Annotated in this window: 14 protein-coding genes; 8 read left to right on the forward strand and 6 right to left on the reverse strand. The window is 58.7% G+C overall.

Annotated elements, in window-relative coordinates; translation table 11 throughout:
- Positions 1-10: 10 nt before the first annotated feature.
- Positions 11-1942: an OPT family oligopeptide transporter gene (locus GOB81_RS07665; RefSeq protein WP_173569809.1), complete on the reverse strand. Its 1932-nt coding sequence runs from the start codon at positions 1940-1942 to the stop codon at positions 11-13.
- A 308-nt stretch (positions 1943-2250) separates the two neighbouring features.
- Between GOB81_RS07665 and GOB81_RS07670 the strand changes: the two genes are divergently transcribed.
- The 4 genes from GOB81_RS07670 (at position 2251) to GOB81_RS07685 (ending at position 9264) form a co-directional block, all read left to right on the forward strand.
- Positions 2251-4611 carry a DUF3772 domain-containing protein gene (locus GOB81_RS07670; protein WP_242010129.1) on the forward strand — a complete coding sequence of 787 codons (2361 nt, stop codon included), beginning with the start codon at positions 2251-2253 and terminating at the stop codon, positions 4609-4611.
- 47 nt (positions 4612-4658) lie between these two features.
- The gene (locus GOB81_RS07675) at positions 4659-5489 is read left to right on the forward strand and encodes an SDR family NAD(P)-dependent oxidoreductase (RefSeq protein ID WP_173569810.1); all 831 of its coding nucleotides are present in this window, start codon (positions 4659-4661) and stop codon (positions 5487-5489) included.
- A 133-nt stretch (positions 5490-5622) separates the two neighbouring features.
- Positions 5623-8340, forward strand: a complete 2718-nt coding sequence (locus tag GOB81_RS07680) for a M16 family metallopeptidase (RefSeq protein WP_173569811.1) — start codon at positions 5623-5625, stop codon at positions 8338-8340.
- Between the two features lie 126 nt (positions 8341-8466).
- Positions 8467-9264, forward strand: coding sequence for a class I SAM-dependent methyltransferase (locus tag GOB81_RS07685; RefSeq protein WP_173569812.1), 798 nt, complete (start codon positions 8467-8469; stop codon positions 9262-9264).
- A 69-nt stretch (positions 9265-9333) separates the two neighbouring features.
- Here the strand turns inward: GOB81_RS07685 and GOB81_RS07690 are convergent, their stop codons facing one another.
- The 5 genes from GOB81_RS07690 to GOB81_RS07710 form a co-directional block, all read right to left on the reverse strand.
- Positions 9334-10737, reverse strand: coding sequence for an ABC transporter ATP-binding protein (locus GOB81_RS07690; protein WP_242010130.1), 1404 nt, complete (start codon positions 10735-10737; stop codon positions 9334-9336).
- Between the two features lie 78 nt (positions 10738-10815).
- Positions 10816-12555: an ABC transporter permease subunit gene (locus GOB81_RS07695; protein WP_173569813.1), complete on the reverse strand. Its 1740-nt coding sequence runs from the start codon at positions 12553-12555 to the stop codon at positions 10816-10818.
- A 66-nt stretch (positions 12556-12621) separates the two neighbouring features.
- A complete protein-coding gene (dut, locus tag GOB81_RS07700) occupies positions 12622-13077 on the reverse strand; it encodes a dUTP diphosphatase (RefSeq protein ID WP_173569814.1) in 456 nt (151 codons plus the stop codon).
- 37 nt (positions 13078-13114) lie between these two features.
- Positions 13115-14497 (reverse strand): bifunctional phosphopantothenoylcysteine decarboxylase/phosphopantothenate synthase, encoded by a 1383-nt coding sequence (locus tag GOB81_RS07705; RefSeq protein ID WP_173569815.1) that lies wholly within the window; start codon positions 14495-14497, stop codon positions 13115-13117.
- 3 nt (positions 14498-14500) lie between these two features.
- Entirely contained in the window at positions 14501-15295 is a 795-nt protein-coding gene (locus tag GOB81_RS07710) for a class I SAM-dependent methyltransferase (RefSeq protein WP_173569816.1), read from the reverse strand.
- A 28-nt stretch (positions 15296-15323) separates the two neighbouring features.
- Between GOB81_RS07710 and mutM the strand changes: the two genes are divergently transcribed.
- The 4 genes from mutM to dnaN all read left to right on the forward strand — a co-directional run bounded on the left by mutM (position 15324) and on the right by dnaN (position 19798).
- Positions 15324-16244, forward strand: a complete 921-nt coding sequence (mutM, locus tag GOB81_RS07715) for a bifunctional DNA-formamidopyrimidine glycosylase/DNA-(apurinic or apyrimidinic site) lyase (protein WP_173569971.1) — start codon at positions 15324-15326, stop codon at positions 16242-16244.
- A gap of 105 nt (positions 16245-16349) precedes the next feature.
- Complete coding sequence (gene rpsT / locus GOB81_RS07720; protein ID WP_173569817.1) at positions 16350-16619, forward strand: 30S ribosomal protein S20; 270 nt, start codon at positions 16350-16352, stop codon at positions 16617-16619.
- Between the two features lie 478 nt (positions 16620-17097).
- Entirely contained in the window at positions 17098-18519 is a 1422-nt protein-coding gene (gene dnaA / locus GOB81_RS07725) for a chromosomal replication initiator protein DnaA (protein WP_173569818.1), read from the forward strand.
- Between the two features lie 154 nt (positions 18520-18673).
- A complete protein-coding gene (gene dnaN, locus GOB81_RS07730; protein ID WP_173569819.1) occupies positions 18674-19798 on the forward strand; it encodes a DNA polymerase III subunit beta in 1125 nt (374 codons plus the stop codon).

Raw genomic sequence — 19798 nt, forward strand, 5'->3', positions numbered from 1 at the left:
CACCGGGCACTCAGTCTTTCGACAGCCTGCGGAAGAACCACAGACACACACAGACAAAGGCGATCACGCCTGCGATCATGTCCCACGGGGCAAGCCATGTCCCGCCAATGGCGAAGGCTGTGTCGCTGCCCGTCAGAGCTGAAAGGGCCGCAAGACCAACGCCTGTCAGGCTTTCGCCGACGATGAGCCCGGAGGCGACCATGGTGCCTTCTTCCGTCTGATTGTCGCGATGTTTTCTGGACTTATTCACGATCCAGCCCAGTGCCGCACCCATGGCAATGGTGGTGGAAACGGAAGGGGGAAGATAAATGCCGATCCCGACGGCCAGAGGGGGAAGGGACAAACCCTCTCGGGAAAGAAGTTTGTTCAGAATGATCAGTGCCGCACCAACACCAACGCCAATTGAGAGCATGGTCCAGTCAAGACTTTGGGTGAAAATGCCCGAGGCAATCATGGCGATAATGGCTGGCTGCGGGGCAGAGAGCGCATGCGTTGGGTCCATTCCCGCGCGTGGCAATGCTCCTGCAAAGCCATAAGCCTGATAAAGAAGATTGAGGACAGGGGGCACAACCAGCGCTCCGACGCCACAGCCGAGGAGGAGCACGGCCTCCTGTCGCCAGGGGGACGCCCCCACGAGTTGGCCGGTTTTCAGATCCTGAAGATTGTCATTGGAGATCGCCGCCGCGGCAACAATGGCGGACAGAATGATGATTGCGAACGCGATGGCGAGGTGATGGTTGTCCGCTGCCAGAGCCGCCGGAAGAAGCCCAAAATTTTCCATAAGCAGCAGAAGCGAACATACCAGAACCGTTGCGATCAGCACGATGCCTGAAATGGGCGAGGACGATGAGCCCACCAGCCCCGCCATGTAACCGCATGTCGCGGCCGTCAGAAAACCGAAAATGGCGACGAAAAAGGTGCCGAAAAGGGCGGCCACGAAAACAGAGGACGTGAAGGGCAGAAGAAAAACGGCGAGCAGGACAAACAACCCCGCCAGCAAACAGCCGCCTGTTATCGCGATGGTGCGTGGCGACAGGTCCCGCTCGGTCAGACTGGCCGCCGGAGAGCTTGCTAGGGCGTTTTTCACCCCCCGCAACACAGGGCCAGCCAGTTCACCAAGCGTCCACAGAGAGGCGAGCCCAATGGCTCCGGCGCCAATGAAACGCACCTTGTGCATCCAGACGGAGGTCGCGAAGGAGGCTGCGTCCAGATTATCGGAATTGGGAAGCACGGCGGTCAGCCAGGGAACGGCGATGAGCCAGGACAGCACATATCCGAACAGCATCGCCATGCCGCCCGCGATGCCGACAAGATAACCGGCACCCAGCAGGGCGAGGGAAAACCCGGTCGAAAGCTTCACGACACTGGAGCCAAGCGTAAAAGTCGCTGATGCGCCGTCCGACAACAGGCGTAGCCCGGATGCCAAAGAAAACGCCGCCGACACAACCGCGCCGCTGATGAGAGCGGCGAGCCCTCGCCTGGAAGTCTCACTGTCTCCGGCTTCATGTCCCACACGCAGGATTTCCGCCGCGGCCACACCTTCCGGATAAGGCAGGTCGCTATCGGTGACGAGGGCTCGACGCAGGGGAATGGTGAACAGCACGCCTGCCATTCCTCCTGCCGCCGTCAGACCAGCCGTTTCCAGAAACGGAAAGCGGCTCCAGTGACCGATCAGAATCAGGGCCGGAAAAACAGCGAACACCGTTGAAATGGTCCCGGCGGCCGAGGCCTGACTCTGGACCATGTTGTTTTCAAGGATCGATGCGCCCCCGAGTGCCCTCAGCACCGCCATGGAGATCACGGCGGCCGGGATGGAGGAGGCAAAGGTAAGACCGATTTTAAGGCCGAGGTAAGTGTTGGAGGCTGTAAACACAACAGTGATAAGGGCACCGAGAATGAGCCCTCGCACAGTGAGCTCCCGCGACATTTCAGGGTGCTGCATCAGGCCTCCCAGCCGGATAGAAAAAGAAACACATGGCCCGATCAGGCGCTTGTCGTCGCATCGTGATTTGGGTGTGGTGCGGACGACCTCATCATGCCGTAAAGACCATCATCTGGAAACGGCATCCACACCATGAAAGAACGCAAGCGCGGTTCGTGAGTTAAATAATGGAAGGCGTTCACGATTAGGGCCGATAGTCCGGTTCTGTAAGACGTCACCGGAAAATTTGAGCAGGATTGTATATGGTCGGGTTGCGCAGGCGCAGGGTGCTGAAATCTTCCAGCATCAGGAATAATATTCTCGGATTGATGGCCGTCTGTCTTATGGCGGTCTCCCTTTTTTCTTCTATGACGGTGCACGCACAGGCCGCCGAGGATCATGACTCCCTGATCGCTGTTCCAGCAGCAATCGTGCCGGACAAGGCGCTGGATGCGCTCGAAACATCCATCCGTACCGTTTTTCAGGCGCGTGTAGACGAGAAAGCCGCCGCCAACGGAAGCTCTCTTCTCGTGAATGACCTCGTGCAGCAGGCGTCCACGGATGAGACAACCGCACAGGGCATGGTCTCCAAGCTGGAACCCTATGAGAAAATCTACAAAAGCCTGCTCGATGTGCTGGGGACAGCTCCCGGGAAAGGGGAGCCTCCCGAGCCTGTTTCCATCACCCAGCAGCGCACCCGGCTGCTACAGGCTCAGCATGACCTGAGCACACGCCTCGTCCGGGCGCGCCTCTATATGCTGGAAGCTCACCAGATCGCAGCCGCCCTGAGCCAGAAAACCAATGCCGCCCAGCAGGCGCTTCTGTTGCAGCGCTTCCCGTCGCCACTGAGCCCTGGTTTCTGGAAACTGATCAGCGGTGAGTTTCCCGCGACACGCCATCAGGTCGAGGAAGTCGTAAACGATGCCGGCCAAGGGATCGGGCAGGCCATGAAGGGATGGGGACCGGCGATCCTGTTCGGCTGCGTTGCGGCCGGATGCTGTTTCGCTGCGGCTCCATTTTTTCTTTTGCGACAGACCCGACGTGCCGCTGCCCGCCTGCTTCCCGTGGGACGGGTGCGCCAGATCACTGCAATCGCCCTGTTCTCAGGCTTGTGCTCCCTGTGCGCCGGTCTCTTCGTCTGGATGGTATGGCTGGGACTCACAGGAAGCACGGATATCGATGGCACTTCGCTGATGAGGCTGGCCGGTGCAGTCGGAGGCCAGATTCCTCTTGTCGGTTTTGTGCTGGGAGCGGGGGCGACCATCCTTTCTCCCCGTAATCAGGACTGGCGTCTTGCGCCAATCAGCGATGCCGCTGCCCGCGCGCTTCAGTCTTTTTCCATCTGGTTCTCACTGCTTCTCATCCTGCGAGGCATCCTGCGTTACGTCGATACGGAAGCGGGCATCGGCCCCAATACCATCCAGTTGGCGGACGTTGTGTTCATTCTCGCTGCTGCACCACTCCTTTTCTGTGCCCCGATGCAACTTCTCCGATACCCGCTCCCGCAGACGGATCAGAGCGTTACCTTGCAAAGCATGATCGGCCGTGCTGTGCGCGTCATGGCGCTCTTTGTCTCTCTGTTCTCCGTGGCCGCCATGCTGATCGGCTATATTCCGCTTGGTTATACGACGCTGTCATGGGTCTGCTCGATGGTAGTCACATTACTGGCCCTCACCCTTATTTTCCTGCTGGCGAATGATCTCGGTCGCACGGAATTTCTGAGTAGTGGTCGCATTGGGCGGCACCTTGTCTCTCTCGGGTTATCGGCCCGTGTCGTCGATCAGGGCATAACGGTCTTTACCGGCCTGTTCAGTGTGTTCCTGCTGTTCGTGGCCGTTGCCGTCGCCCAATCGGGGGGAGACTTCGATTTCGGGGTCATCTTCGATAATCTCGGTAAGGTGGTCTTCGGTCAGAAGATCGGAGGCGTGACCCTGTCCTTCGATGTGCTGCTGAAATGTATCGCGGTGCCCGTTCTGGGCCACTACCTGATCAAACTTGTGCAGTACTGGCTACAGAAGTGCCTGTTCCCGACAACCGCGCTGGATCTGGGCGCACAGACCTCCATCATTGCCATTTTCACCTATGCTGCATGGATCGGCGTGATTCTTACCGTCATGGGGACCATCGGCGTGACGGTCAGCAGCATGACATGGGTTGTCAGTGCCCTGTCGGTCGGGATCGGTTTTGGTCTCCAGTCAATTGTGCAGAATTTTGTCTCAGGCATCATTCTGCTCGCCGAACGTCCTGTGACCATCGGTGACATGGTGGAAATCGGCGGAAAAACCGGTGACATCAGGCGTATAAGCGTGCGTTCAACCGACATCGCCCTGTCGGATGGCTCCACCCTTATCGTGCCGAATTCCCAGTTCATCACATCGGCTGTGCGGAACGCCACGTTCGGCCGCCCTTCCGGAGCGATGGCGTTCACGGTGGGCCTCCCACTCGGCACCGATCTGTCGAAGGCGATTTCCGTCATGGCTTCCGCACTGCAAGGCGTAGGGGAGCTTCTGACCGAGCCAGCACCTTCCGTTTCCATCGCGGATATTCAGGCTGACACAGTCACGCTGAAAATCTCCGGGAAAACTTCTTCACCGCGCAGTGTGGACCGTATCGCGAATGATGCGCGACTGGCAGTCTGGGACGCACTCAAGAAAAACGGGATAGTCGCCAGCATGGAAAGCAGCAGCTAAGGTGCCCTCCGGACGACCCTTCCGGGTCAGTCTTACAGGGACGCGATATGACTAATACGGCTGAATTCAACGATAACATTCGCGGCACTGCGCGGTCGCCCCGCGCAGTCATCACGGGTGGTTCCGGGGGAATCGGGTGTGTTATCGTCAGACAGCTTCTTGATACTGGTTACGAAGTACTGACACTTACGCGCAAACCGCCAGAAGTGACGCATGAACGGGTAAGACATATTGCGTGTGATCTGTCGAACGCGGCACAGATCACGGCTGTCGGAAAAGCGATTGTGGCGGAAGGTATTCCGGTCGATGTGCTGATTCATTGCGCTGGCGTTATCTTCCCCCGGTCCGTGGCGACTATGGAAGAAAACGACATCCAGCAGCAGGTGGACATCAATTTCACTGCTCCTGTCCTCCTGACCTCGTCACTGTTTTCCATTGTGAGGGACGGTGGGCATATCGTTTTTCTCAATTCTCTCGCCGCCATTTTTCCACTGCCTGAGAGTTCGGTTTATGCGGCCACCAAGGCCGCTCTCCGCAGCTTCGCCCTGTCCCTGACAATCGAGGCAAAACCACGTAGAATCGCTGTTTCCTCGATTTTTCCGGGAGCGGTCGATACGGCCATGCTGCGGGAGGAAATGAGCCATGGTGGGTCCGTGCTCAATTTCGTCAATCCACCGGTCTCCCCCGAGAGCGTGGCGGCAGTCGTCATGAAAGCGATCCAGAGAAACGGCGGCGAGTATTTCCGGCCTGAACTGGATGGCGTGTTCGGACGTCTTTGCATGTTCTGGCCAGCGCTTCTGCGGTGTGTGCTCCCCATTTTCACATGGGTAGGGCGTCGCGGTGCCGGAAAGTATCGGGGGCGCGCGGGCGTGGGTTGAAGAGCGCGCCGCTTATCGCTTTTCACGTGAACAATGTTTCATAACACGGCCTGCGTCACGCCGCAGACGTGACAGATGGCCGTGCAGTCTGCATGATCCGGGCAATTCGACGCTATGGGATTGCAACTGCACAATGTTCCTTCAGATTTCTCGGACATTTCGCCCGCTATTTTGCGCCGCGCTACTTACCGGAACCTCCCTCGGTGGCCTGACGTTCCTGCCTCATGACGCAGGGGCCCGCGAGGCGGTGGACACGGCACGTCCGGCGGTAGGGGTCACGCGCGCCACATTGCCGAACGGCCTGCGTGTCGTCGTCGTGCAGGACAAGCTGGCGCCGGTAGTGACGACGGAACTGAATTATCTCGTCGGTTCCTCACAGGCTCCGGCCGGTTTCCCGGGCACCGCCCACGCACTGGAGCATATGATGTTCCGTGGCAGCGACGGGCTCGACAAGGACCAGCTCGCCGCACTGGGCGCTCGGTTGGGGGGGAGTTATAACGCCGACACCACAGAAGACGTTACACAGTATTATTACACGGCCCCTGCGGAAGATCTGGATGTCATGCTCCGGATCGAGGCCCTGCGCATGAAAGGGCTGTCCCTTTCTCAGGCCGACTGGGACAAGGAGCGCGGCGCGATCGAGCAGGAGGTCTCACGAGACCTGTCCAGTCCCGCTTACCGCTACATTTCACAGTTGCAGTCCATCCTGTTCAAGGGCACCCCCTATGAACAGGATGCGCTTGGAACGAGATCCTCGTTCGACAAGACAGATTCTGTCATGCTCAGGAAGTTTTACGAGCAATGGTATGCCCCCAATAACGCCATTCTCGTGATCGCCGGGGATGTCGATCCTCAGGCGACAATTGCAAAAGTAACGGATATTTTTAGGGGTATCCCAAAAAAGACGTTGCCCGAACGCTCTCCGGTCAAACCGGTTCCCGCACCTGCCCGGACGCTGTCCTTCCCCACGGATTACCCGGTCGGTTTCGCTACACTCGCTTTTCCAATGCCGGGGCAGACATCGAAGGATTTCGCAACAGCGGATATTCTTTCGGATGTACTGGCAAGCCAGCGTGGGGCGCTCTATCAGCTTGTGCCTGCTGGAAAGGCGCTTTATGCGGGATTTGAATTTGCCCCGAAAAAACAGGCGGGTTTCGGACTGGCCCTGGCGGCCTTTCCGAAAGGCGGTGACGCCTCAAAAGTGCTGAATGACATTAAAACTATTCTGGCAGATATCCGCAAGAATGGCCTGCCGTCTGAGCTTGTTGAGGCCGCGAAAACCAAGGAAATCGCCCAACTGGAATTTTCGGCCAATTCCGTGGGCGGTCTGGCGGAAAGCTGGTCCGAAGCGCTCGCTTTCAAAAATCTTTCTTCTCCCGATGACATGATCGCGGCTTATCGCTCGGTCACACCCGCAGATGTCAATCGTCTCGCCGCGACACTCCTCGACCCGGAACGGGCGGTCACGGCCATCCTTACACCCGAAGAATCCGGCAAGCCGAGTGAGGGGAAAGGGTTTGGCGGTGCTGAATCCTTTGCGTCCTCACCGGACAAACCTGTCAGGCTACCGGAATGGGCCGAAAAAGCCCTTGCCCGGCTGGATGTGCCGACACCCCCGCCAGCACCTGATGTCGAGATACTGCCCAACGGGCTGCAACTGATCATCCATCCCTCCCATGTCAGCCATACCATCGAGGTTGCAGGACTGGTTCGCCATAGCGCAGACCTGCAGGAACCAAAGGGCAAGGAAGGTATCAGTGACGTAACCGAGGAACTGTTTGGCTACGGCACGCAAGTTCACGATCGTCTCGCATTCCGCAAGGCGCTGGACGATATCCCGGCATGGGCAGGCGCGGGAGCCGAATTCTCCCTGCGTGTGCCTGCGGCGAAATTCGAACAGGGCATGGCGCTGCTGGCCGAGAATGAACTTCGTCCCGCATTTCCCGATCAGGCGTTTCAGGTTGTGAGGCAGCAGGTCGCGCAGGAGCAGAGCGGTCAGTTACTATCGCCCGGCTATCTTTTCGGTCGCGCTGTCGAAGCCGCCGTGTCTCCAAAGAATGATCCGACACTGCGCGAGGCGACACCCAAAACGATCATGAGTCTCTCTCTGGCGGATGTGAAAGCCTATTACAGCACCGTCTGGCGGCCTGACATGACCACAATCGTCGTCACGGGTGATGTCACGCCGGGACAGGCTCGCGCCGTGGTGGAAAAGAACTTTGGCGCATGGAAAGCGACAGGAGCGAAACCTGACGTTGATCTGCCTGTGCGTCCTGACAGCAAGGCCTCGCGTTCGCATGTGCCGGACCGCAGCAATGTGCAGGACACTGTAGTCATGCCCGAAAGCCTCGGGCTTACCGCAGCCAACCCGGAACATTTTCTGCTCACGCTTGGCAATGAAGTGCTTGGAGGAGGGTTCTCCTCCCGGCTTTATCGCGATCTGCGAGTAAAAACCGGCTACGTTTACAATGTCAGCAGCAGTTTCGACTGGGGCCGCACGCGGGGTGCCTATTCCGTTTCTTATGGAGCTGACCCTGATAAGGTGGGAGACGCCCGCAAGGCCGCCATCCGCGATATCCGGGCCATGCAGAAGGCCCCTGTGACAGACGATGAACTGACCATCGCCAAGTCATCCCTGCTGCGCGGTATTCCACTGGGTCAGGCCAGCCTCAGCGCTATTGCCGGAGAATATCTGCATCTCGTGGAACTGGGCCTGCCCCTGAACACGCTCGATATTGCGGCGCATGCTTACTACAAAGCATCCGCAGCGGATGTGCAGGAAGCGTTTCGCAAGTGGATACGTCCTGACGATCTGGCAGAAATCGTAAAAGGCCCCGTGCCGAAATGGTAAAGGCAACAGCGAGTGCTTCCATCTGTCAGTATGGCGGCACTCACGCCTTTCCACTCTTTGTTCTGAACTGAATGCTTCTCCCTACGTTCTGAAAACAACCGGTTTTTATGCTGAAAAGAGATTGAGATGATGAAAAAGGGTCGTATTGCAGGAGCATTGCTGTCGGTCGCAACGGCTGCTGGTCTTTTCTCGGTTCATGGAGCCTATGCCCAGTCTTCGTTAAAGGGCAGCAGCCAGATGAGGACATTGCCTCTAGCCGTGGCTCTGTCTAACAGAGACCGTCCGGCGTCTGATCGTGCGATGGATGCCAGCCGTAAGCCTGCGGCTCTTCTGGCATTTGCGGGTATAGCGCCCGGCATGAAAGTCGCGGATCTGATGCCGGGACATGGATATTTCACGCGTATTTTCAGCAATGTAGTTGGAAAGAACGGCCATGTTTACGCTGTGGTGGCGGCCGAGCGTGTCGCTGAAAAACCGGACGCCGCCGATCCGGTGAAGGCCATCGCTTCAGACCCGGCATTCTCGAACGTCACGGTATTGACCGAACCGATGACGGCGCTTTCCCTGTCGTCGCCGGTGGATGTCGTATGGACATCGCAGAATTATCACGATGTATATGGGCGTAGTGCGGACGCGGCTCTGGCTTTCGACAGATCAGTTTTTAAGGCATTGCGTCCCGGCGGAGTATTTATCGTCATCGATCATGCCGCCGTCGCGGGAAGCGGGGAGACCCCGACCAGATCTCTGCACCGGATCGATCCGGCCCTGATCCGCGCGCAAGTTGAAAAAGCCGGGTTCGTTCTGGAGAGTGAGAGTTCCATATTGAAAAATCCTTCGGACTCTCATGAAACAGTCGTTTTCGATCCATCCATCAAGGGTCATACGGATCAGGCTGTTTTCAAATTTCGTAAGCCGGTTCAGTAAGGCCATTCAGCCTCCGACTCACCTCTTTGAATGGCCTCGAAAGCCAGTCAAAGAGGTTGAATCCCGACTTCAGCTGCCATTTTCCTTGTTCAGGTAAAACTGGTCGGCTTCTTCATTAAAGTCGAAAAGCTCGGCGTAGCGGGCCCATGACACAATGGTCTGGAGCGTCTGCTGGGCATAGACCGGGGACATGCTTTCGCATAATTCCTCCCGGAAGCGGTCAACGCCCGTAGCATGCGAAGGGCGTTCATCCAGAGCCACACAGATCGATTTGACCAGCGGAATTTCATTCAGCAGAGCGTGGCGCAGGATCGTCTTACGCTCATCAAAATCGCTTTCCGCGAAACGGCTGGCTTCTTCCGTCAGAAGAATGTCGCCATCTTCCAGTTCCGCAAGGCCAAGTGTCTGAAGCGCTTCGACGAGAGGGAAAAGGGCGTCCAGCTCCAGTTGTGCCCTTGCGGCGAGCAGGGGCAGATCGGCACGTCCATCGATCGGCGGAGCGGCGAGCGCCTCGACCAGGCCGATCATGCTGCCGACAGTCACAGGTGCGATCGGCGCATGAACCGGTTGCGGAAGTGGGGACGCCGTCATGGTTTCAGGCAGATCAGCTTCTGATACGACGGGCACCCGTCGCGTCATTAATGTATAGATATGATCAACAGTTTCCTGAAAGACAGGATCGTCGCGCAGCCGCGGATGCTCAAGCGCGACTTTGACCTCATGCTCCACATGTCCCGGATTGGCAGTGAAAACGAGAATGCGGTCGCACATCAGCACCGCTTCCTCGATACTATGCGTCACCATCAGGATGGATTTCACCGGCAACTTTCGCTCGCACCACAGTTCCACCAGATCTGTCCGCAGGTTTTCCGCAGCGAGAACGTCAAGCGATGAAAAGGGCTCATCCATGAGCAACAGGTCGGGGTGAACGGCAAGAGCGCGTGCCAGTCCGACGCGTTGCGCCAGCCCTCCCGACAGTTCGTGCGGCCACGCATTCTCATATCCACCAAGCCCGATCAGGTCGAGGGTTTCCCGCGCACGCGTCTCCCTGTCCTGGCGCGGAATGCTTTCCGCTTCCAAGACCAGTTCCACATTGTCCTGCACGCTGAGCCATGGAAACAGGGAAGGCGACTGAAACACCATTGCCAGCCCCGAGATCGGTCCTTTCAGGGGCGTGTCACGCCAGATCACTGTGCCGCTGGTGGGGATAAGCAGCCCCGCCATGATCCGCAGCAGCATGGATTTTCCTGAACCGGAGCGACCGAGAAGCCCTACGACTTCCCCTTCCTTTATATTCAGCGAGACGGTGTCGAGAACCTGCACATCATTGGAAGAATCCCGATGGTAGGACTGGCTGACATCATTCAGGGACAGCAGTGTTTTGCGCCTGTCCGGTGCTAAAAGAGGGTCGCCCGCTTCATTGCTGAAGCCGGTCTGTAAAGAAACCATGCTGGTCATTGTGCCCGTTTGCATTTGAGGTCCGAGCGAGGAGGCGAGAACCTCAGCCTAACGTTTCATGGAGAGTATAGAAACCCTGAAGACGACCTGTTTTCATTCATCCACAATTGCCGGTTGAGACCGTCCTGTTGTGCGCCGATGGACATAGTCCGCCAGTGGGCGCCAGAAAAAGAACTCCATGCCCAGTGCCAGCAGGGTCATGATGACAATACCCAAAGCCGCGTATGCCATTCCACCATGGTTCGATCCTGCCATGATGGCCCTGCCGATGAAGCCATGCTGCGAAACATGCTGTCCCCATACCGTTATGTCAGCTGCGATGGCGGCATTCCACGCCCAGATAAATCCCTGATGGGCACTCTCAAGCCATGATTTCCCCATGCCAGGCAGGATTACGCTCCGCCATCGCTGCCATCCCCGGATCCGATAGGCTCGTGCGACTTCCAGCAGTCCTCGCGGAAAGGTGCGTATGCCGGCGAAAAGAGGTTGCGCCACGAAAAAAGGAAGGCCTGCAAAGAGAAGAGGTGAAAGTGGCGTGTTCGTCCCTGTCGTTGCAACGACAACGGGGAAAAACAGAACTGCCGGAAACAGCGTCAGAATACGCAGAAGAGGGAGCACTTTGTTGGCATGCCGTTTCAGCCGAACGGCCACAGGGAGGAACAGCACTGAGTAAGCGAACAGAGGGATAAGGATGGCAATAAGTTCAGCAACGCCCAGCATGATCATCCGCAAGCTGGTGGTGATGTCCGGCAGTCCGTAAGGCGAAACTGCACAGGCCACAAAGCCGCTCACGCCGAGAATGGCAGCCATCAGGAGGGCGGGGAGGCCAGCGTCCTTTTTCGGCTCATCGATAAAACGCGCCCGGACGGCAGGTCCGAGCGGCAGACTGCCAAGGATGCGGATGCAGTGGATTCCGGCCGAGATTACAGCTTTCATCATCAGAGGAACGTCTTTGAAGAACCGCCGGGTCACACCATTTTTGCTGGAAGCGCGCGCATCGAAACGGGAAGCCCATTCCTGCAGGTTACGCACTACCAGTCGGTCAAATGCGATGACCAGAACTGCCATAAACAGAAGGGCCAGCGCGGAGTCAGTCGCGGATGCCTGCTTCGCCGCAGCCGCGGAATAGCCGCCGATCCCCTCTATAACCGGTAATCCCTTCATGCCAGCGAAGAATTCCGCAAAAGCAAGAGCCAGCCACGCATTGGGCATGGCGTCACTGATCGCTTTCATACCAGCGGGAATGCCGAACGGGACATAGAGACGCCAGAATCGCGGCCAGGCGCGCAGTCCGAAACTGCGAGCCGCCAGAATGAGCGGAGGCGGAACGCGACGATGCGCTCTGATCGTCGAGGCGAGTATGGGAAAGGTGAACGCTGCGAAAAGGGGTGCGCCTGTCAGGATTTCTCCGGTCAGGGCATGCGATCCCAGCCATCCCCCTGATCCGGTACAGAGAGGGACGGTAAGGAGCACGAAGGCGGGCAGCGGTACGGCTTGCAGGACATCGAGGAGATCCAGCACGACATTTCCGGCTTGTTTCCTGCCGAACAGAACCACTGAACCCACGATTGCGACCAGAAAGGACAACATCAGCCATCCCGTCATGCGTAACGCGGTGACTACAAAAGCGGCTGGCAACGCGGTGATCGAGGCAGAAGGGCTCAGTGCAGCCGGGTATAAAGGGAAAGAGCCGGGCGAAAACGGAATGTTACTGCCGAAGCCCAGTATCAGGCCGGTGACACAGAGGACGGCGACACTCATCGACAGACCCGGCCACGCGCTCACGGGGTGAGTGGATCTGTCCGTCACTCCCGAAGAAGCCGACGCGCTCATGAAACCCCGATCTCCTCGTATTGCAGGCGCCCTGTTCGTTCAGTCGCCTCTTCACCGCTCAGAGATTCAGGCTCCGGTACTGCCGAATCCACCTGTGCCGCGCTCGGTCGCGTCAAGGTCATCCACCTCATTCCATGCAACACGAAAGACAGGGGCAATGACAGCCTGTGCGATCCGCATGCCCCGTTCCACAGTAAAGGCTTCCTGCCCTGTATTCAGCAGAATAACGCACAGTTCGCCACGATAATCCTCATCAATGGTGCCGGGCGAGTTGGGTAACGTGATCCCGTGCTTGAGCGCCAGACCGGAGCGGGGACGCATCTGGAGTTCGTAACCAGCAGGCAGGGCAATGCAGAGACCCGTCGGGATCAGTTCCCGTCCGCCCGGAGGAATGGTGACGGAGGAGTCGATGGCGGCGAGAATATCCATGCCTGCCGCCCCATCCGTTGCATAGGAAGGCAAAGGCAGTCCTTCCGAACGAGGGAGGCGGCGTACTGCGACCTGAACGAGAGAGGCCATCATACAGAACGTTTCCTCAGGAGTGACGAAAGAGCGAGGATCACTGTGCTTCTCCATGTGATGCAAGCGCCGGAGCCCCGAAGCGAAGGGCAATTTTCCGGACGAGACGCAGGGCGAGATCGGCTTTGGTCATCAGCGGCCACCGTTCCACGCCGTCTTCGGTGATCAGGATGGCCGTGTTGTGTGTGCCGCCCATTACGTTCGTGCCTTCGGAAACGTCATTGGCCAGGATCCAGTCGCAACCTTTTCTCTTCCGCTTGGCAACGGCATTGGCTTCCACGTCATCCGTCTCAGCCGCAAACCCGACCACGAGCGCCGGACGTCGCGGACCAGCGGCAGACAGTCGGGCCAGAATGTCCGGATTCGGTTCGAGTGAAAGAGACGGCGGCGGTGTTCCGGCCTGTTTCTTGATCTTGGACGTCACGGCATTCACCACATGCCAGTCCGCCACTGCGGCCGCGCAGACGGCGATATCGACGGGCAGCGAAGACATCACTGCCTGTTCCATTTCCCGCGCCGTTTCCACGCGAATGAGGGAAACATCGGAAGGAGCAAGTAGCGAAGTGGGGCCACTGATCAGTGTGACGTTTGCCCCCAATTGCGCAAGTGCTCCGGCAATGGCGTACCCTTGCAGGCCCGAGGAGCGATTGCCGAGATAGCGGACGGGATCAATCGGCTCATGGGTAGGGCCGGCTGTGACGAGCGCGTGGCGCCCGAGAAGAGGAAGCCAGTGCGGCGTTCTGGCGTCCGGGCTGACCTGCGCCGGCGGCGCGGTATCACGGCATGCAACCCCGTTCTCCCGCTTTTGCTGGTTTTTCGAGCCGGTAAAGGCGACCGGGTTTTCAGCAAACGGGGAGGATGGGTTGAGGTGAGCCAGAATGGCGTCCCGCAGGACATCCGGTTCGACCAGCCGACCGGGCCCATATTCCCCGCACGCCATTTCGCCTTCGTCCGGGCCGACGACGAGCACCCCACGTTGCGCGAGGGTCGCCATGTTGGCGCGCGTGGCAGCGTTTTCCCACATCCGGACATTCATGGCGGGCGCGACCATGACCGGTGTGTCGGTTGCGAGAAGGAGGGTCGCGGCGAGGTCGTCGGCAAGACCGCCCGCCATCTTAGCAAGGAGGTTGGCCGTCGCGGGCGCCACGACCACAAGGTCGGCGGAGCGGGAAAGGGCGATATGGCCCATTTCCTGCTCATCGGTGAGAGAGAACAGATCCTGATGGACGGGTTCGCCGCTCAGGGCCTGAAGGGAAAGCGCCGTGACGAATTCAGCGCCTGCCTTTGTCAGCACGCAGCGAACATCCACGCACGCAGTCTTCAGCAGGCGGATGAGTTCGAGAGATTTGTAAGCCGCGATTCCGCCGCTGACGATGAGAAGAACACGCTTGCGCGGTTGTCCAGCTCTCGTGGCGGCGGTCATGGCTCAGAGTCTCCAGCCGGAGTGAATCGCTGCGATGCCACCGGACAGGGACTGGTAGCGGACGTGCGAGAAACCGGCCTCGCGGAACATGTCCGCCAGCGTTTCCTGATCCGGGAACATGCGAATGCTTTCGGCCAGATACTGGTAGCTCTCCCGATCCTTGGCGATGAACGTCCCCATGGCAGGCAGAACCTTGAACGACCACACATCATAAATCGGTGCGAGAGCGGCGATCTGGACGCGGGAAAATTCGAGGCAGAGGAAACGTCCGCCCGGCTTCAGGACGCGGCGTGCTTCACGCAGAACCGCCATCTTGTCGGTGCAGTTGCGCAGGCCGAAGGAGATGGTCACGCGATCCATGCAGCGGTCGGGCAGGGGGATCTGCTCCGCGTCCACCACGCAGAAGGAGAGATCCGAGACATATCCGCGCGAAATGGCGCGATCGCGACCGACAGCGAGCATTTTCTCGTTGATGTCAGTCATGATGGCCGGACCACCGCCGCCAGCAAGCCAGCCGAACGTCACGTCGCCCGTGCCCCCGGCAAGATCGAGCAGCTTGAGGCCCGGCTGTGGCGCGAGTTCCGCGTTGAACATCCGCTTCCACATCCGATGGACGCCGAGCGACATCAGGTCGTTCATCACATCATAGCGACTCGCCACGCTGTCGAAGACGGCCCTCACGAGAGGCTTCTTCTCCTCTCTAGGGACGGCGCGGTAGCCGAAATCGGTCGTGTTTTCGCCCGCGTTCCCGGTGGAGTGCGGTTCGGCGTGCTGGTCATTGGGGGCATTGTCGGTCATGGCCACACTCTATAGCGTGTTTGGTGTCATGCCTGAACTCCCCGAAGTCGAAACCGTGATGCGTGGAATGACGAAGCGCCTTCTCGGCGAGCATATCCACGCCGCTGCTGTGCGTCGTCCCGACCTGCGATGGCCGTTGCCCCTCCGGCTTGCTGAAGCGCTGGAAGGACGGGAAATCGTGGGATTCCGGCGGCGAGGGAAATATATTTTCATGCGCCTGTCCGGCGGCGAGTCAGTGCTCCTGCATCTGGGGATGTCCGGGCGTGTCATGCTGGACGATGCGCTTCCGAGTCTGGAGGTGGGGGAGGGAACACTTCCTCATGAGCATGTCGCCTTCACCACGAAAAACGGCCAGCGTTTCGGTCTCGTGGATCCACGGCGCTTCGGAGCGGTCGATCTGCTGCCGACCGAAGCGGAAGACGCTCATTTCCTTGTCGCGAACATGGGCCCGGAGCCCTTCGATCCGGCTTTCACGGCACAGCGGCTGGCAGAGGCTTTCGCCGGGCGCCGGAGTCCGGTGAAAACGCTGCTGCTGGATCAGCGGATCGTCGCGGGGCTTGGTAATATCTATGTGTGCGAGGCGTTATACCGGGCGCGTATTCATCCTGAAACGCCTTCCGGCCTGCTGGGACGTGGCCCTTGCAAAAAGCTGGTCGCAGCCATTCATGCCGTCTTGCAGGAGGCCATCGACGCGGGCGGCTCCAGTTTGAGGGACTATGTGCAGCCCGACGGCGAACTTGGCTATTTCCAGCATGCCTGGCGGGTTTACGGCCGTGAGGGTGAGCCATGCCCCGAATGTCCGGCGGGCGGATGTCCCGGTGTGACGAGGATCACGCAGTCCGGGCGTTCGACGTTTTTCTGCTCCCGGTTGCAACCCTCCGTGGCCAGCGAGCTTTCCATGCATGCAGGGCGTGGCGGGAAAGCCCGGAAAAGCAAGAACTCTGCTTGACGTCCGCCCTTCGGGTAGCTTAGAGAACCGCACCTAATTCGGCGCGTCCGCTTTTACGGCGGCCCGCGCATTAACCATATCGACCTGCTGGATCAGACATAAACAATGGCGAACATCGCATCTGCCCGTAAGCGCATCCGTCAGACGGAGCGCCGCACTGCCCGTAACACCGCTCGCATGTCCCGCATGCGCACCTTCATCAAGAAGGTCGAGACGGCCATTGCAAACGGCAACAAGGACGAGGCAAATGCAGCCCTGAAGGTTGCTCAGCCGGAAATCCAGCGCGCCGCGACGAAGGGTGTTGTGCACAGCAACCTCGTGGCTCGCAAAATTTCGCGTCTTTCGTCACGTATCAAGGCTCTGGCTTCAGCCTGAAGCCTGACGGCGCGGTTGTCTGCAAGCAGAGTTCCGCGCACCATTCTGGTATTCAGAGTGTTTTGAAAATAAGCCGGATTTCCGATAAAAGGAAATCCGGCTTATTTGTTGGAGAACGTGAAGAACAGTTTTTGCCTATATGCATAATTCGGACTGTTTTTCGTAATGCACGGCGGCTGTCTTCCTGACCAAGAAACCCGTTGCGTTTGCAGGGCTGCTTCTCTAGCTTGCCTGTAGTAGCTGAACGGATTGAGTAGCGCGTTTCCTAACTTACAACTGGATTGTAAGAAATCCGGCCAGATCTTGCCGGGAAGACGTGCGAAGAATTGATCTTCGGAGTTGCCGGCGGCCATGGGGCTGGTCTGGCGGATGCTAACTCCGGGAAAGCGAGTGTGCAGAAAAGATGCCGGTAACGCCCTCTTCCGAAATGCCTCCGGCTTCTGCAGAAGGTGCCGGATCACAGCCTCTATCGGGTGGTATGTCGGGACTTCTCGCTGATGCATGGGTTCGGATCGCCGGACGGATGCGCGCCGAAGTCGGCGATGTCGAATACCGGACCTGGCTTCAGCAGATCGTGCTGGGTCCTGTCGATGGTGATGAAGTCACTCTCATGCTTCCGACGCGATTCCTGCGTGACTGGGTGCGCAGTCAGTATGGCGACCGGCTGAGCACATTGTGGAATCAGGAAATCCCGGCTATCAGGCGAGTCGAACTGCAGGTCATGCGGGCTGGGGATGCCGTCGTCGCTCCAGCCGTAGCGATGGATAACCTTCCGGAGTCCAGACCTGAGGTGGCACCCACTCCAGTTGCCGCCACCCGTGCATCTTCCATGTCTGATCGGCCCTTGCTGGATCGGGGGGCTGATACGCGCGCCGATCTGGCCGCTCCGCTCGATACACGCTTCACCTTCGACACGTTCATCGTGGGCAAGCCGAACGAGTTTGCCTATGCGTGTGCGCGTCGGGTGGCGGAAAAACCTTCGAGTGTCGGCTTCAACCCGCTTTTTCTTTATGGGGGCGTCGGACTCGGCAAGACGCATCTGATGCATGCAATCGGCGCGGAACTGCTACGGCGGGGCGGGATTTCCGTGGCCTATATGTCGGCCGAGAAGTTCATGTACCGCTTCATCGCCGCGATCCGCTCCCAGTCTACGGTCGAGTTCAAGGATCACCTGCGCTCCGTTGACGTGCTGATGATCGATGATCTCCAGTTTCTGATCGGCAAGGACAACACGCAGGAAGAGTTCTTCCACACCTTCAACGCGCTGGTCGATGCGGGACGCCAGATCGTTGTTTCAGCCGATAAGTCGCCTTCAGACCTCTCCGGACTTGAGGACCGCCTTCGGACTCGTCTGGGTTGCGGCATGGTCGCGGATATTCACGCCACGACGTTCGAACTGCGTATCTCCATTCTTGAAGCCAAAGCTACGGCGTCCGGCGTGGCCGTGCCGGGCAAGGTGCTCGAATTTCTCGCGCACAAGATCACGACGAATGTTCGCGAGCTTGAAGGCGCGCTGAACCGGCTTATCGCCCATGCCAACCTGTTCGGACGTCCCATTACGCTGGAGTCCACGCAGGATGTTCTGCACGATATTCTCAAGGCACACGACCGCCGTGTGACCATTGAGGAAATCCAGCGCAAAGTGTCCGAACACTGGAATATCCGCCTGACCGATATGTCGTCGGCTCGCCGTGCCCGTGCTGTGGCCCGTCCGCGTCAGGTCGCCATGTATCTGGCAAAGCAGCTGACCAGTCGTTCGCTCCCGGAGATCGGGCGCAAGTTCGGCAATCGTGACCACACCACCGTGATGCATGCCGTCTCTCGCGTGCAGGAACTGATGGAACGGGATGCGGCGTTTGCCGAAGATGTGGAACTGCTGCGGCGCATGCTTGAGAGCTGACTTTCCGAAAACGCGATTTCTGAAAAGAAAGCCGTTCCGGACTCTATGCCCCACCGCCGCCGCCTGCTAATTTGTGCCCCTTGATTTTTGACCCGGCTGATTGAGGCCGGGATGCGGAGGGAGTTCCCTCCGCCCGACAGGGGAACAGGTGTCGATGAAGTTTACGGCCGGTCGCGCCACGCTGCTCAAGGCTCTTGCGCACATCCAGAGCGTTGCCGAAAAGCGTAATACCATCCCCATTCTCGCGAACGTACTGCTCGACGCCAATAATGGCAGTCTGAGCCTTACGGCCACGGATATGGAAATCGCCATCGTCGAGGACGTGCCGGCGGAAATCCACACTCCCGGTTCCGTCACCGCTCCGGCGGCAGTCCTTTACGAGATCGTGCGCAAACTGCCGGATGGCGTCGATGTCGAACTTAGCCACCCCGGCGGAGAAGCGCAGCTTGATCTTCGGGCCGGGCGCTATGCGACGCGCCTGAATGCGCTGCCTGTCGATGATTTCCCTTCGATGGTCGCGGGCGATCTGCCTCATCAGTTCCGCCTGAACAGCGGTGTTCTCAAATCCCTGATCGACCGGTCGCGCTTTGCGATCTCGACAGAGGAAACGCGCTATTACCTGAACGGCATTTACATGCATGTGACGGAAAGCGACGGGGGCGGTCTTCTGCGCGCCGTGGCAACCGATGGTCACCGACTGGCCCGTGTCGAGACCGAAGTGCCTTCAGGCGCTGCTGGCATGCCGGGCGTGATTATCCCGCGCAAGACGGTCGCCGAAATCCGCAAGTTGCTGGATGAAGGCCCGGATGAGGTCGAGGTGTCGGTTTCCGACACCCGCATTCAGTTCACTGTCGGTTCGGTCACCCTGACCTCAAAGCTGATCGACGGCACCTTCCCGGAATATGAGCGCGTCATTCCGAAAGCGAATGACCGTATCCTGCGCGTCGGGAAAAAGGATTTCTCTGATGCCGTGGCGCGCGTGGCCGCCATCAGTCAGGAGCGTTCGCGTCCGGTCAAGCTGATCCTGTCACGAGACCTGCTGATCCTTTCCGCGACCAGTTCCGATCAGGGAACCGCGAAAGAGGAACTGGACGACACCCGTGTCAGCTATGACGGCGATGACATGGAAATCGGTTTTCAGGCCCGATATCTCAATGACATCACCGATCAGGTCAGCAAGAACGTCGAGTTCGTCTTTGCGGATAGCGCCGCGCCGACGATCGTGCGTGATGTGGACAGCCCCTCCGCGCTGTATGTTCTGATGCCGATGCGGGTCTGA

The sequence above is a fragment of the Acetobacter conturbans genome, from assembly GCF_011516755.1.
GTDB lineage: Bacteria > Pseudomonadota > Alphaproteobacteria > Acetobacterales > Acetobacteraceae > Acetobacter > Acetobacter conturbans.